At 56.4% G+C, this 12,987-nt stretch carries 11 protein-coding genes; 8 read left to right on the plus strand and 3 right to left on the minus strand.

Features of this window, described 5'->3' with window-relative positions:
• Window positions 1-216 precede the first annotated feature (216 nt).
• The 3 genes from DIT71_RS07960 to DIT71_RS18380 all read left to right on the plus strand — a co-directional run bounded on the left by DIT71_RS07960 (window position 217) and on the right by DIT71_RS18380 (window position 1,652).
• A complete protein-coding gene (locus DIT71_RS07960) occupies window positions 217-999 on the plus strand; it encodes a hypothetical protein (RefSeq protein WP_114612667.1) in 783 nt (260 codons plus the stop codon).
• A 92-nt stretch (window positions 1,000-1,091) separates the two neighbouring features.
• The gene (locus tag DIT71_RS07965; RefSeq protein WP_114612668.1) at window positions 1,092-1,346 is read left to right on the plus strand and encodes a YdcH family protein; all 255 of its coding nucleotides are present in this window, start codon (window positions 1,092-1,094) and stop codon (window positions 1,344-1,346) included.
• A 183-nt stretch (window positions 1,347-1,529) separates the two neighbouring features.
• Window positions 1,530-1,652 carry a hypothetical protein gene (locus DIT71_RS18380; protein ID WP_264756327.1) on the plus strand — a complete coding sequence of 41 codons (123 nt, stop codon included), beginning with the start codon at window positions 1,530-1,532 and terminating at the stop codon, window positions 1,650-1,652.
• A gap of 3 nt (window positions 1,653-1,655) precedes the next feature.
• On the opposite strand, the gene DIT71_RS07970 is transcribed toward DIT71_RS18380, so the two are convergent.
• Window positions 1,656-2,015 carry a phasin family protein gene (locus DIT71_RS07970; protein ID WP_114612669.1) on the minus strand — a complete coding sequence of 120 codons (360 nt, stop codon included), beginning with the start codon at window positions 2,013-2,015 and terminating at the stop codon, window positions 1,656-1,658.
• A 286-nt stretch (window positions 2,016-2,301) separates the two neighbouring features.
• The gene (fabG, locus tag DIT71_RS07975) at window positions 2,302-3,045 is read right to left on the minus strand and encodes a 3-oxoacyl-[acyl-carrier-protein] reductase (RefSeq protein ID WP_114612670.1); all 744 of its coding nucleotides are present in this window, start codon (window positions 3,043-3,045) and stop codon (window positions 2,302-2,304) included.
• A 516-nt stretch (window positions 3,046-3,561) separates the two neighbouring features.
• Here fabG and DIT71_RS07980 point away from each other — a divergent pair.
• From DIT71_RS07980 to DIT71_RS07990, 3 genes are read left to right on the plus strand one after another with little or no spacing between them, the layout of a single operon-like run.
• Window positions 3,562-4,023 (plus strand): (2Fe-2S)-binding protein, encoded by a 462-nt coding sequence (locus tag DIT71_RS07980; protein ID WP_114612671.1) that lies wholly within the window; start codon window positions 3,562-3,564, stop codon window positions 4,021-4,023.
• The gene (locus DIT71_RS07985; protein WP_114612672.1) at window positions 4,020-6,350 is read left to right on the plus strand and encodes a xanthine dehydrogenase family protein molybdopterin-binding subunit; all 2,331 of its coding nucleotides are present in this window, start codon (window positions 4,020-4,022) and stop codon (window positions 6,348-6,350) included. Before DIT71_RS07980 ends, DIT71_RS07985 begins: the two co-directional genes overlap by 4 nt.
• Window positions 6,351-6,355: 5 nt before the next feature.
• Window positions 6,356-7,345: an XdhC family protein gene (locus DIT71_RS07990; RefSeq protein ID WP_114612673.1), complete on the plus strand. Its 990-nt coding sequence runs from the start codon at window positions 6,356-6,358 to the stop codon at window positions 7,343-7,345.
• A 25-nt stretch (window positions 7,346-7,370) separates the two neighbouring features.
• Here DIT71_RS07990 and DIT71_RS07995 read toward each other — a convergent pair whose 3' ends face one another.
• Window positions 7,371-9,824 (minus strand): GGDEF domain-containing phosphodiesterase, encoded by a 2,454-nt coding sequence (locus DIT71_RS07995; RefSeq protein ID WP_114612674.1) that lies wholly within the window; start codon window positions 9,822-9,824, stop codon window positions 7,371-7,373.
• A gap of 343 nt (window positions 9,825-10,167) precedes the next feature.
• On the opposite strand from DIT71_RS07995, the gene DIT71_RS08000 reads away from it, so the two are divergent.
• Window positions 10,168-10,710 (plus strand): methanogen output domain 1-containing protein, encoded by a 543-nt coding sequence (locus tag DIT71_RS08000; RefSeq protein ID WP_114612675.1) that lies wholly within the window; start codon window positions 10,168-10,170, stop codon window positions 10,708-10,710.
• A gap of 20 nt (window positions 10,711-10,730) precedes the next feature.
• Entirely contained in the window at window positions 10,731-12,872 is a 2,142-nt protein-coding gene (locus DIT71_RS08005; RefSeq protein WP_158538959.1) for an EAL domain-containing protein, read from the plus strand.
• Window positions 12,873-12,987 lie beyond the last annotated feature (115 nt).

The following is a 12,987-nucleotide window of genomic DNA, read 5'->3' on the forward strand; positions in this document are numbered from 1 at the left end:
TTTCCTCAGATAAACAGGTCAGTGCTCAAATTCTTTTAATCATCCTATACCCTATTGATCGCCCCCAGCTATTAGCGTTTTGTCATAGGAAGGCGTAACGGTTGGTGACAGGAGAGCGCGGCGACACCATCAGATAATGCTGGAACTCGGCCTGTAATCAGCTATACCTGTAAGCAGGACCTCGTTTTAAAAACGTGTCGTGAAGGAGTGTTGCATATGACAGACCTTCCCCTCGGTATGAAGTATTACCTGCTTATCCTCACCTCAAGCCTGATTGAAGACCTCAATGACTACGGCGTCAAATGGGTTGCCAACGAACCCGGCGTTGCGATCAAGGATGTGGAGAAGGCATTTTTCAGCGCCCGCGCCATGGAAGCACGATTGCCAGCGGAACCCCGGCAAGCAGACCCGAGGTTATGGCCCGAACTGATGAAGTCTATCCACACGATTCGCAGGGTGCTGGATGTGGTGGAGAAAACGACGTTTGAAACAGTGATTGCCGAGGCCATGGAAACCACGTCCAGCATTGCCCGTGCAGACATCAGGGAGGTATTCGAACAGAAGCGTGCCAGTGGCGAGGTTGACTTCCACCTCCATGGGCTGCTCAACACCAAACCCCGAACCGACGAAGCCGATCCGGCCGTGAAGGAAGCGTTCATGTTGAAGCGGGCAGGGCGGTTCCAGAGTTTTATGGAGTTTGACGGTGCAAGCCTGAACGAGGACGAGAAAGTGATCCTGGGCGACGCAAAGGCCCTCGCTAGCCATATCATGGACGGCGATCGTGAAAACCGCAGGATCGACGCCCTGCTGGTAATGGGAGCCGTACTGATTGAGACGGCCAGCGTCAGGCTGAAAACCAACATACCCGGCCTGATTCGTGATAGCTTTGACCGCATGGCCATCAAGGCCGCCATGGCGTTGGGCGCCATTGTCTATCGCGATAACTACCGGGATTTAAAGGATTCACTAGGGCTGGAACCACTGGCTTCAGATCTGTAGGTTTTCGGTTAGCGGGCGGTTCGGCTGTTCACAAGTTGCGGGCAGTAATGGCATCCTGCCCAACCACTCTGCGATAAGAAGGAGACGAGGTAATGGGCATTTCCAACCACGAGCTTCACAAAGAATTTCCGCAATACAAAGAATTGATCGACGAATTAAAAAAGAGCGACCTTAAGTTCAAGGAAAATTTCCAGCAGTACTCAGAGCTGGATCAGGAAATCGAGGGACTTGAGCGCAGAGATGCTCCGATTGGTGACGACAAACTTCACCGCATGAAGCAGCAGCGGCTGCAGTTGAAGGATGACATCTATAAAACGCTCGTGCAGAAGTCCAACGGCCAGGGATAGGTATAATTAAGTAGCCCTCCAGGCCCCGCAAAGAGGCGGGGTAGTGGTTTCCAAGTATGGGGCCCAAGAGCCGTCGTCCATAGAATAGGTAACTAACGAAAACCGGTAACGGTTTACCCTGTTGTTACCTATGAATGGACGATCGAAATGAGCAAAGCAGCGTCACTTTACAAAGGGTGGAGAATGAAGCGTCACTTCCTCCACCTTGTCCTGACCACCGAGCCACGCCTCCTGAAAGACGTTGGCTACCCGCCGGAAGTTGTCGAACAGCGTTTGCGAACGCCGTTCTGGAAGTTTGCCGCGTAACGTTCAAGATCCAGTGGTTTTGGATTTTCCCGTCTCATCAGCGTTAGGAATCAGGCGGGCCCGAAAAACCTCAAAGGCTTCCTTACGAAAGTTTTGGGCAATCCCTGAAAACTGCTTCGTGTCTTCTGCCATCTGCGTCACCACTTGCTTGAGACGAGTGGGCTGTTCCACGACGAAACTCTTGATACCTTTGAAATCTCGAATGGCGGTAGCCGAGTTCGCCTGTTCCTCAAGCAATTCCATATAGCTTTGTAGGCTACTCATCTGTGCGTCTGCAGCATCCTTGTAAGTCTCCATCATCAGTTTGCTGAGGCGGTTCAGTGGCTCGGAGGAGAGGGTATAACGGAAAGTATCAGTGGCCATGGATCAATTCCTTCTGCGATTAAGGTTTTCACAATTGCCTGCCAAACAGGCCTTGTCTGCGCTGTCATTGGGTGAATTTTGAACAGCTGCCGGCATTTCAGCAAAAAGTCGCAACGCTCAACTTGTCCTAAGTCAAAGACCACAAATTTTGTGTTCAGTTCTCGGTTTCAGTCTCAGACTTTCGGTCAAGTAGCACGAAACATTCGCTGCATCGGGGGGAGGTGGGGGGGAGATATTAAAAACGGATGCGGGAGAGCGTCCGCAAAGCCGCTCTCCCGAATACCTGTTACATATAGACGCCACCGTTGACGTTGATCTGCTGGCCGGTGATGTAGTCTCCATCAGCCGCTATAAACACCACGGCTTTGGCAATTTCCTCGGGCTGGCCGAAGCGGCCCATGGGCACGCGGGAGATGATTTTCTCACGAATATTTTCTGGTACCTGGGCAAGCATTTCGGTTTCGGTAAAGCCCGGCGCAATGGCATTGACGGTAATATTGTGCCGTCCTCCCTCGAGTGCCAGGGTTTTTGTGAAAGCGATGATCCCGCCCTTACTGGCGGCGTAATTCGCCTGTCCAAAGTTACCGGCCTGCCCGACGAATGATGTGATATTCACGATACGGCCAAACTTCTGTTCCATCATGATCGGCCAAACTTCTGAGCAGGTTGCATAGACGCTCCCCAGGTTGGTATCGAGAACCTCTGTCCAGTCCTCATCGGTAAGGTTCTTCATCGCTTTGTCGCGGGTGATGCCGGCATTATTGACCAATATGTCAATTCGCCCCCATTCCTTATGAACCTTGCGCACCAGTTCCCGGCCCGCTGTCATCTGCGACAGATCTGCCTGGAATGCCAGGGCTCGCACCCCAAGGTCTTCGAGCTCTTTTACCACTTTGTTTGCGTCAGCTTCACGGGACACGTAATTGATTGCCACGTCCGCGCCGCGCTTGGCGAGCTGTAGTGCGATTTCTTTGCCGATTCCTCGGGATGCACCTGTAACAATTGCGGTCTTACCTTTCAGATCGTCCATGGCGTTTTCCTCTGCCAGTAAAAAGCCTTTTAGAAGGCGGTCAAGGTCTTGTTTTAGCGGTAGGGCAGTCACGTTGTTGTTAGTCATGACTGACCTCTAAAAGCTAGCAGAGGGTATATCACTGCACAAGATTTGGGCTATCAAACATAAGTATAAAGGCAAGCCCCGCCAGGTAAGCCGCCCCTTTATTGCCCTAACGGTGATCGAGTAGGTTATCGAATTTTTTTACGGTTACTGGAACCTTACATAATCACCTCCTCAGACTCGCTGGTGGACGACATGGTCACCTCGAGAGGTCATCCCAGCCCACTGCGCGCTGCGCTCAGAACGCCATATGGCCGCAGCTGGCAGCCAGGCGGAATTCCGCTTGAAACCTGGAGCAAGCCGTCTCGCAGCCCGGTAAAATCAGCCCTATAAAACTCCGTGCGAAGTGGTACCACCGACATAAAAGTACTAGGGTTATTATTTGGGCTAATTTCAACATCAGGCCCGACACCATAAACATGGGAGAGATCGATGATAAATCTGACCATAAACGGGCAGCAGCACGAGCTGGACGTTCCCGACGACATGCCGCTGCTGTGGGCCATCAGGGATGTTGTCGGCATGAAAGGAACCAAGTTTGGATGCGGTATCTCCCAGTGCGGCGCCTGTACCGTTCACCTGGATGGGGTAGCAACACGTTCCTGTGTCACGCCCGTTTCCGCAGCCAAGGGCGAGATCACCACCATTGAGGCCATGGCCGACGACCCCGTGGGGCAGAAAGTCCAGCAAGCCTGGCTCGACCTGGGAGTGGCCCAATGCGGCTACTGCCAAGGTGGCCAGATCATGAACGCCACAGCTTTGCTCAAGAAGACTCCGGCGCCTGATACCCAGGAAATTGTCGACGCCATGGCTGGCAACCTCTGCCGCTGCGGCACCTATAATCGCATCCTGGCGGCCATTGAACGGGCTGCAGACAAGGAGACCAGCTCATGAGCCAATCAGACGATACACTGCTGCTCGCCAATGTCAGCCGTCGCGGCCTGCTGAAAGGGCTTGCCGGAGGCTCGGCACTGTTACTGGCAGCCCGCTGGGATCTGGGGCTGGCCAACGAGCAGGCCCAGTTCGGTGCCGGTGCGATGCCGGGAGGCTGGGTGGATGACCCCAACGTGTTCATCCACATTGATTCCGATGGCCTGGTTACCATTGTGAACAACCGTGCCGAGATGGGGCAGGGTATCCGCACGAGCCTGGTGCTGGTGGCTGCCGATGAACTGGGCGCGGACTGGGACCAGGTCCGGGTAGAACAGGCTCAGGGCAACCAGGACAAGTACGGTAACCAGAACACCGATGGCTCCCGCAGCATGCGCCACTGGTATGATCCCATGCGCCGTGCAGCGGCTGCCGCCAGATTGATGCTGGAACAGGCTGCTGCCAATCAGTGGGATGTTCCGGTACATGAGGTGCGTGCCGGGATCCACAAGGTGGTTCACCAGCCATCGGGCAAAGAACTTGGCTTTGGAGAACTGGCAAAAGCGGCGCGGGAACTTGAGGTTCCCGGGCGGAATGACCTGGTTCTGAAATCCGACAGCGAGCTGCGCTTCATTGGCAAGGAGTCCGGGCTGATCAACGGTGAGCTGAAATCAGCCTACCCCAAGGCCATTGATGGAGAGGATATTGTCACCGGCAAGGCAATTTTTGGCGCCGATATAGACCTTGAGAACACGCTTTACGCGGTCGTGGCCCGCCCGCCGGTTTATGGCGCCAAGGTCAAAAGCGTTGATGACAGTGAGGCACTGAAGGTTTTCGGGGTTAAAAAGATAATTCGCATTGAGGGCACTGGTCAGCCCGCGGCCTTTAGCCCGCTGGGTGGTGTTGCTGTGGTGGCCACCAATACCTGGGCTGCCATGGAGGGCCGCAAGGCCCTGAAGATCGAGTGGGACAACGGCCCGGCGGGGGACAATGCCGATTACACCTCTGAGACGTATCGGGAGGCCCTGGAAAAGGCGGCGCAATCCCCCGGCAAAGTCGTCCGTCAGTCCGGCGATGTCGAGTCCGCTCTGGAGGAGGCCAGCACGCGGGTATCAGCAACCTATTACATGCCCCACATGGCACAAACCCCTATGGAGCCACCGGTAGCCGTGGTAAGAGTCAAGGACGGCAAGGCCGAAGCCTGGGCCCCGGTCCAGAACCCGAGGGCGACCCGTGAGGGTATTGCCGGAATACTGGAGATGGACCTGGAAAACGTTACCCTTCACCAGACCCTGCTTGGCGGCGGATTTGGACGAAAATCGAAACCGGATTTTGTGACCGAGGCGGCGCGGCTTGCCAAGGAATTTGAGGGCCAGCCCATCAAACTGCAGTGGTCCCGTGAGGATGATATTCATCATGCCTACTTCCACGCGGTCTCCGTCGATCACCTGGAAGCGGGCCTGGACGGAGAGGGCAAGGCGACCAGCTGGCGCCACCGCACCCTGTCTCCCAGCATCGGCTCGCTCTTTGCTCCGGACCCCAAGCACAAAGGTGAATTCGAGCTTGGCATGGGCTTCAACACCATGCCATTCAGCATTCCCGCGATCCGGCTGGAAAACCCACCGGCGCCGGCCCATGTCCGCATCGGCTGGTTCCGTTCGGTCTATAATCTGCCGCATGCCTGGGCGATCCAGAGCTTTGCCCATGAAATGGCCGTGGCCGCGGGTAAAGACCACAGGGACTATGTGCTGGACCTGCTCGGGCCGGGCCGGGAAGTTCATAACCTGACCGTCGGCGACGGCTGGAATTATGGCGAAGACCCGGACCTGTACCCCATCGATGTGGCTCGCATGCGCCGGGTGATTGAGCGCGCCACCGAGGAAGCCGGCTGGGGGCGCGAGACCGGCAAAGGGCGAGGGCTGGGCCTGGCCTTCCACCACAGCTTTGTCTCCTACACTGCCATTGTCTTTGATGTGGAGGTGGACGAAGAAGGTGAGCTGACCATCCATCGGGCGGACATTGCTTTTGATTGCGGGCCCCAGGCCAATCCGGAGCGCATTCGCTCCCAGATGGAGGGCGCTTGTGTGATGGGCATTGGTATCGCACTGCAAAGCGAGGTGACCTTCAAGGATGGTGTCGCCCAGCAGGATAACTTTGACAGTTACCTGATCCCACGAGTGCCAGACGCGCCGAAAGTGGTCCGGGTACACCTGATCGATAATCCCGACGACGCCATGGGCGGTGCCGGCGAACCCGGCCTGCCGCCGGTTGCGCCGGCCCTGTGCAATGCCATTTACGCGGCGACCGGAAAACGCATCCGCCGCCTTCCTGTGGGCAACCAGTTGAGCTGACGTCTATGCAAAGCCTGGATTATCGGGTGGTTGAGCAGGCCATCGAATGGCTGTCGAATGATCGGGCAGTCTGGCTGTGCACGGTGTTGTCCACCTTCGGTTCATCGCCGCGGGAGCCCGGCTCTCTGATGGTGGCCAATTCAGATGCTGAGCACCTGGGGTCACTTTCAGGCGGCTGTATTGAGGAGGACTTCCTGGCGCGACTGGCTGACGGTGAATATGAGTTGCCTGCGGTCATCGTCCACTATGGCGCAGCGTCGAACGGGCCCGAAAATGCCCGCGTTCGCTTGCCCTGCGGCGGCACTCTGGAAGTGTTGGTGGAGCGAATGTCCGCCACTCCCGGGAACCTGGCTCACCTTGAGCAGGTCAGGGAAGCCCTGTCGGGAGAAAAGGAGCTCGCCCGGCATGTCAGGCTTACGGATGGCCAGTGCTGGCTCGACGAAGCTGGGGCGTTGGGGCCGCGCGTGCTATGGGAGGAGGCAGAGGAGCTTGTCAGAGTACGTGTCGGCCCCATCGCCAGGCTTATCCTCGCAGGCTACTCAACGGTTGCAGAGGCCTGTGCAAGTTTCGCTGTCAGCCTGGGTTACCAGGTGGTGCTCTGCGACCCACGGGAAGAAGTCACCCGCGGCCTGAAACTGCCTGAAGGCGTTGATTTCGTCCCTCAGCTTCCCTCGTTGTACATTGCGTCTGCGGGTGCTTGTACGCCATCCACCGCTGTGGTTGCAGTCACGCACGATCCCCGTATTGATGATCTGGCAATGATGGCGGCCGTCAAAACCTCCGCGAGCTACATCGGTGTGATGGGGTCTGTTCGCACATCCCAGACCCGAGCCGAACGCCTTCGCCGCACCGGTGGGCTGAGTGAGGTCGATATCGACCGCATTCACATGCCGATCGGGCTCAACCTTGGCAGCAAAACCCCCTCCGAAATTGCACTGGCCATTATGGCGGACATTGTTCGCGTCAGGCGAGGAAGGACTCTTGACGAGCTATGACTCTTTGCGCCAGCGCCAAGGCCTTTTAAGCGAAGGCATTTTGGTCAATCAATAATTGGCGCCAACAGGATTCTGTAACCGGGCGGCTGAAGTGATAACCCTGTCCTTTAGTACAACCAAGCTGTCGGACTGTCGCTACCTGGCTCACCAGCTCAAGCCCTTCGGCCACGACATCGGCGCCAAGCGCTGCGGCGATGACGGCAACGGCCTTAACGATGGCCTGAGAGTAGGGGCCCTCATCCAACTGGAAAATGAAGCTCTTGTCGATTTTGATTTCATCAAAAAAATAGTCGTTCAAATGACCCAGTGACGAATAGCCTGTTCCGAAGTCGTCCAGAGACAAGCGAACCCCCATTGCGCTGAGAGTTTCTAGATCCTGTCTCAAAGCCTGACTGTGTTGCTCGAAGACGCTTTCCGTAATCTCCAGGGTAAGCATCCCGGGCGGGAGATCGAATTCCGCCAGTGCGTGACGGATTTTGTCCGGAATGGAGCCGAGCTGGAACTCGATCAGGGATAAATTGATCGATACCGGGGTGACCGGGAGCCCGCCGTCACGCCACGCCCTGAGATCCCGGCAAGCCTGGCGTAATACCCAGTCCCCGATAGGCCCGATCAGCTGACTCTGTTCAGCCAGCGGGATGAACTGATCTGGCGCAATAAAGCCCACCTGTGGATGATTCCAGCGTAGCAGGGCTTCAGCCGAAACAATGCCGCCGCTCACCAGATCAACCTGGGGTTGGTAGTGCAGTTCCAGTTGGTCGGTTTCAAGGGCACGACGAAGTTTCGTGGTCAGGTTAACCGTTTCGCGGGTTTGGTGCTCAAGTGCTTTTGTGTATTGGGTCCAGGTCGCGGAGGGATTGTGCTGGCTTTGATGCATCGCCAACGCGGCGTCGGTCATGAGCTTGCGGGCATCGCCGGCGCTGCTTCGGATTCTTGCATAACCGAATGATGCATCAACGTGGAAAGCAAAGCCTCTGATTTGGAAGGGAACATCGAAGACGGCCGCCATGCATTCCCGCAATCGACGCCTCGTGCGCTGACAATCGAGTGGAGCGAGCACAGTAAATTCGTCGCCACCGGTGCGCGCAATCAATCCATGCTCGCCTATCTCGGTTCTCAAACGACGGGCGACCTCCCGCAACACCTCATCTCCGACGTCATAGCCCTGAGTATTATTGATTTCTCTGAGGGCCTTGATGTCGACGACAACCACCGGACTCGCAGGGTGAAGGTCGCCCTCCCTGAGGCGCTCGTCGAGGTGTTGAGCAAAACCCTCCGGGGACAGAAGGCCGGTCAGACGATCCTCATACGCAGCACGCTCAACTTCCTTCTCGGCGGTTTTCAGGTCAGTAATGTCCTGAGAAGCGGCGATCCACTCAAGGAGCCCGTTTTCGTCATCGAGCACCGGCGTGACACGATCCAGGAACCACCTTGGAGAATCGCTCCTGGCGGGTAGCTGATAGATTACCTGAAACGGAGTCGTATTTCTGAGGGCCTCTACCCATCCCTCCTTGAATGCTTGCGCAGCGTCCGGTGGCAACGCGTCACGAATTGCTGCAAGATCCGGCTGGCCGCCTGACGATGGCAGTCCGGCTAGCTCAAGCCACTTTTCGGGCACCTCCATGAGCTCGCCTTCCGCACTCATGAGCCAGATGTAGCCTGATTGCGTTTCAATCAGGCTTTCATAGCGATGCTTTTGCCGGGCCAGCGAGTCGAGGGCAGCATGTTCTCTGGTGACATCGAGCTGAATGCCAATAATGTAAGAAAGCGCGCCATCATTCGAGCGAAGCGTTCGGAGCTTGACCCGGTTTTCGAAGGGCTCACCGTTACTGCGGTAATTGGTCACCACAGTTGTACAATCCATGCCGCGGGAGAGGGCGTTGCGAATGATTCGAAGGCCGGGCTGGTCTGTCAGATTACCCTGAAGAAAGCGGCAGTTACGGCCCAACAAATCGGCTTTCGGGTAACCCGTCATGCGTTCAAATGCGGCGTTGACGTAAATTAACGGGGTGTCCTCAAGACTGGGATCAGCGATGGTCACTCCGCATTCAATTTCCGCGAGAGCCGCTGCCAAAAAAGGCGATTGCCTCAATCTCATCAGCTCGTTGCCGGTTTCCGCCGTCAGCGAGTGCAGGAGAGCCACCGCGCGATCACGATCGGCAAGGTGGTCGCCCGCGAACGCAATGACTGGCGCCGGTGCTTTCTGGTAGGGCACGCTCAGGGGTTCAACAGCGATGAAAGCAGCGGCTGCCAGAGGCGCGTTAAATGGAGGCATCTCCGTTCGCGGAATCCCGTCTTCTAGTGTCGCCTGAACGCTTTCGAGCGTCAGCAACAGTTTGGCGGCATCCTCGTCACCGACGAGATGGCTGGGAGAGCATTCGCCTTTGACAATGACCGCCGCGCAAACCACTGAGCAGGCCGAAGCAAGTGCCTCGGTCAGATCGGTGAAAAGCTCAAAGGTGTCTGGCTGCCCTGCCATATAACTCTCCTTGAAATTCCGCTATCACGAATGAAATGGCTCAGTGATAACTCTGCGAAGCAATCTGTTTCTATGTGCCCGCTTAGGGCTTCTCCCTCTGATTAGCATAGTACCTGAAGTAGAACTGTTTCACTTGAACTTCAATAACCACAGGGCTCATCCACCCATTACCGCATTTTTTACATAACCAGATTGTAACGCCGGAGCAATCTTCCGCTCCTCTACACTGTTGTATCCTGATTAGCGGCTTTCACAGCGCAATCAGGTCAGGGACATTCTCTGTCGCCCGACTCCCCGCGCAATGCCGCCCCGTCCCGGCGTTGCCAGTCAACAGGTAACTTATATGGCAACCGTTGATACCGAATCCAGGCGTGTCCCCCTGATCCAGCTGGACATACCCCTCGAGAGAGATCTCTTTCTTCGCAATTTGATACGCGAACTTTCCGGCGTGCTGGAAGATATTGTCGGGCTTAAAGAGGCGTCAGGTTTCATCAGCATTGTCGGCCAGAATATGGGGAACCAGATGGATCTTGACTATAAAAAGGCTCTGGGTGTGTCCAGGCTGACCCGCGCCCAGGTCGCCGATGTACTCGTGGACCTCAAGGGCAGAATCAAAGGCGACTTCTACATCGTCGAGCAGAACGATAACCGTATTGTACTGGGAAACAGGGCCTGCCCCTTTGCCGCGGAGGTAGTAGGGCGACCCTCCATGTGCATGATGACGAGCAATGTGTTTGGCATGATCGCGTCGCAAAGTCTTGGTTACGCCAAAGTAACCCTGGAAGAGACAATAGCCCGGGGCGATCGGGGGTGCCGAGTGGTCATTCATCTCCAGCCCGGTGCAGAGTCTGAAGCTGCCCCTGGGCAAGAGTACTTCCAATCTTGACCTTGATGCCTGAGTCGGACATGGACGACAAATCACTCGAGAATCTGCTGCCCGAGCCCCTTCTGCTGCTTTCCTCTGAGGGTAGGGTTCTCGACATGAATCAGGCAGCGCGGAAGGCCTTTGGCGGTCTGGACAACGGAAGCAAACTGCACGACCTGGTTAACGAACCGGCCAAACTGGAAGCGTCCATAAGACTTTGGGTCCGCAGCGGGGAGTTTCTTCGTGGCCTGGTTGTGGTCACCAGCGTGGCCGGTGAGCGATACATCACCTACGGCGCGAGACTCTGGGTTGACAGGAGCTCACCTGCTCAAGTGATCGTTCGCTGCTATGTCGAGAGTGCGGCAAACCGTCGCTTTGTCGAGATCACCCGGCGCGTCAACGCCCTCAACCGGGAGATCGCCTGCCGCCAGCAGGCAGAAAACCAGCTCTTCGCTGAAAAAGAACTGGCACAGGTCACCCTGAACTCCATCGGTGACGGCGTGATCACGACCGACATTGAAGGCCGGGTCAACTACCTCAACCCTGTTGCCGAAGCCCTTACCGGCTGGTCGGCAGACGAAGCCCGCGGGCTTCAACTGATTGAGGTTTTCCGGCTTTTCAATGAACAGACTCGCGAGCCGGTGGAAAACCCCCTTGGGCATGTGCTGGTTCATGGAAACACTGTCGGGTTGGCGAATCATACGATGCTGCGGCATCGGGATGGTACAGAGTTTGCGATCGAAGATTCGGCGGCGCCCATCCGGGACCGGGAGGGTCGGCTCATCGGGGGAGTCATGGTGTTTCATGATGTCACCCACGCTCGCAGACTGGCGGCCAAGGTCTCTTACCAGGCAAGCCACGACGGTCTCACCGGGCTGCTCAATCGACGTGCCTTTGAACAACGGTTGCATAGCCTGTTGGACGCACCGGTGGGAGTGGATGGTTCCCATAGCCTTATGTTCCTGGATCTCGATCAGTTCAAGGTGGTCAACGATACCTGTGGCCACCTGGCGGGGGACGCCTTGTTGCGCATGCTTGGTCCGGTGCTGCAAAAGCACCTCAGGCAGTCCGATCTGCTGGCGCGCCTGGGAGGCGATGAATTTGGAGTGTTGTTGCAGGATTGTTCCGTGTCAGCTGCCACCCGTATTGCCAGGGCGCTGAAAGAAGAGCTCGAGAATCTCAATTTTACCTGGGAAGGCAAGCCGTTTCGAGTCGGGCTCAGTATTGGCCAGGTCAACTTTACCGACAACAGCTGGTCTCTGGCCGACCTGCTCAGCGCTGCCGACAACGCCTGCTATCTTGCCAAGGAGAACGGCCGCAACCGGATCCACCTCTACAGCATGGATGACCAGGCGCTGGCCCACAGGTTTCGGCAAACCCAATGGGTGGGGCGCATCCGCGATGCCTTCGAGGAAAACAGGTTCTGTCTGCATAGCCAGACCATTGTGACAACGGCGTCTGCGTCGTCGGCGAGGCCTGACCAAGAGGGTGGGCATTTCGAGCTATTACTTCGCCTTCTGGATACGGATGGAAAGCTGGTGGAGCCAATGGCCTTCATTCCGGCGGCAGAGCGCTACAGCCTGATGGTCAGCATTGATCAATGGGTCCTCGAGACCGCCTTTGCCAAGCTTGCCAGGGCAGGTTCAAACTGTGTTTCAACCTGCAGCATCAACCTGTCGGGCGCATCCTTGGGGGATGAGGGCTTTCTTACATTCATCTACAGCTGCTTCGAGCGTTTCGCTGTTTCACCCCGGGTGATCTGCTTTGAGATTACCGAAACAGAAGCCATCGCCAACCTGAGCAAGGCACGCCACATCATCCAGACTCTGAAGGCACTGGGATGTCGTTTTTCCCTGGACGACTTCGGAAGCGGGATGTCCTCATTCGGCTACCTCAAGAACCTGCCAGTGGACTATCTGAAGATCGATGGCACGTTTATCAAGAACCTGGCTAGCGATCCGATTGACCGCGCCATGGTGGCGGCGATCAATAATATTGGCCACGTTATGGGGTTAAAGACAATTGCGGAGTTCGTCGAGAGCGCCAGTGTCTTGCAGGAGCTGGGTGAGCTTGGGGTCGACTACGTCCAGGGCTATGGTATTGCCCGGCCTGAACCACTGGAAACCTATCTGGCAAACCTGAAGAAGGGCGATTACCACCAACCGCAACCGGGCCTGCACTAGTAAAAACCCCCGGAATGGAGCCCCAGACCTGCGTCAGATTTTCAGGGTATGCCGGAACCATGGTATTTTCATGCCAGAAGATTTTAATGATTAACATCTGAAATTGAACTGGCGA

This window comes from Marinobacter vulgaris (assembly GCF_003344045.1).
GTDB classification, from domain to species: domain Bacteria; phylum Pseudomonadota; class Gammaproteobacteria; order Pseudomonadales; family Oleiphilaceae; genus Marinobacter; species Marinobacter vulgaris.

What these genes read in the sequence shown, in the direction of transcription:
- DIT71_RS07960 (WP_114612667.1), top strand. Translation starts at nt 217, where the DNA reads ATGACAGACCTTCCCCTCGGTATGAAGTATTACCTGCTTATCCTCACC.
- DIT71_RS07965 (WP_114612668.1), top strand. Translation starts at nt 1,092, where the DNA reads ATGGGCATTTCCAACCACGAGCTTCACAAAGAATTTCCGCAATACAAA.
- DIT71_RS18380 (WP_264756327.1), top strand. Translation starts at nt 1,530, where the DNA reads ATGAAGCGTCACTTCCTCCACCTTGTCCTGACCACCGAGCCACGCCTC.
- DIT71_RS07970 (WP_114612669.1), bottom strand. Translation starts at nt 2,015, where the DNA reads ATGGCCACTGATACTTTCCGTTATACCCTCTCCTCCGAGCCACTGAAC.
- fabG (WP_114612670.1), bottom strand. Translation starts at nt 3,045, where the DNA reads ATGGACGATCTGAAAGGTAAGACCGCAATTGTTACAGGTGCATCCCGA.
- DIT71_RS07980 (WP_114612671.1), top strand. Translation starts at nt 3,562, where the DNA reads ATGATAAATCTGACCATAAACGGGCAGCAGCACGAGCTGGACGTTCCC.
- DIT71_RS07985 (WP_114612672.1), top strand. Translation starts at nt 4,020, where the DNA reads ATGAGCCAATCAGACGATACACTGCTGCTCGCCAATGTCAGCCGTCGC.
- DIT71_RS07990 (WP_114612673.1), top strand. Translation starts at nt 6,356, where the DNA reads ATGCAAAGCCTGGATTATCGGGTGGTTGAGCAGGCCATCGAATGGCTG.
- DIT71_RS07995 (WP_114612674.1), bottom strand. Translation starts at nt 9,824, where the DNA reads ATGGCAGGGCAGCCAGACACCTTTGAGCTTTTCACCGATCTGACCGAG.
- DIT71_RS08000 (WP_114612675.1), top strand. Translation starts at nt 10,168, where the DNA reads ATGGCAACCGTTGATACCGAATCCAGGCGTGTCCCCCTGATCCAGCTG.
- DIT71_RS08005 (WP_158538959.1), top strand. Translation starts at nt 10,731, where the DNA reads ATGGACGACAAATCACTCGAGAATCTGCTGCCCGAGCCCCTTCTGCTG.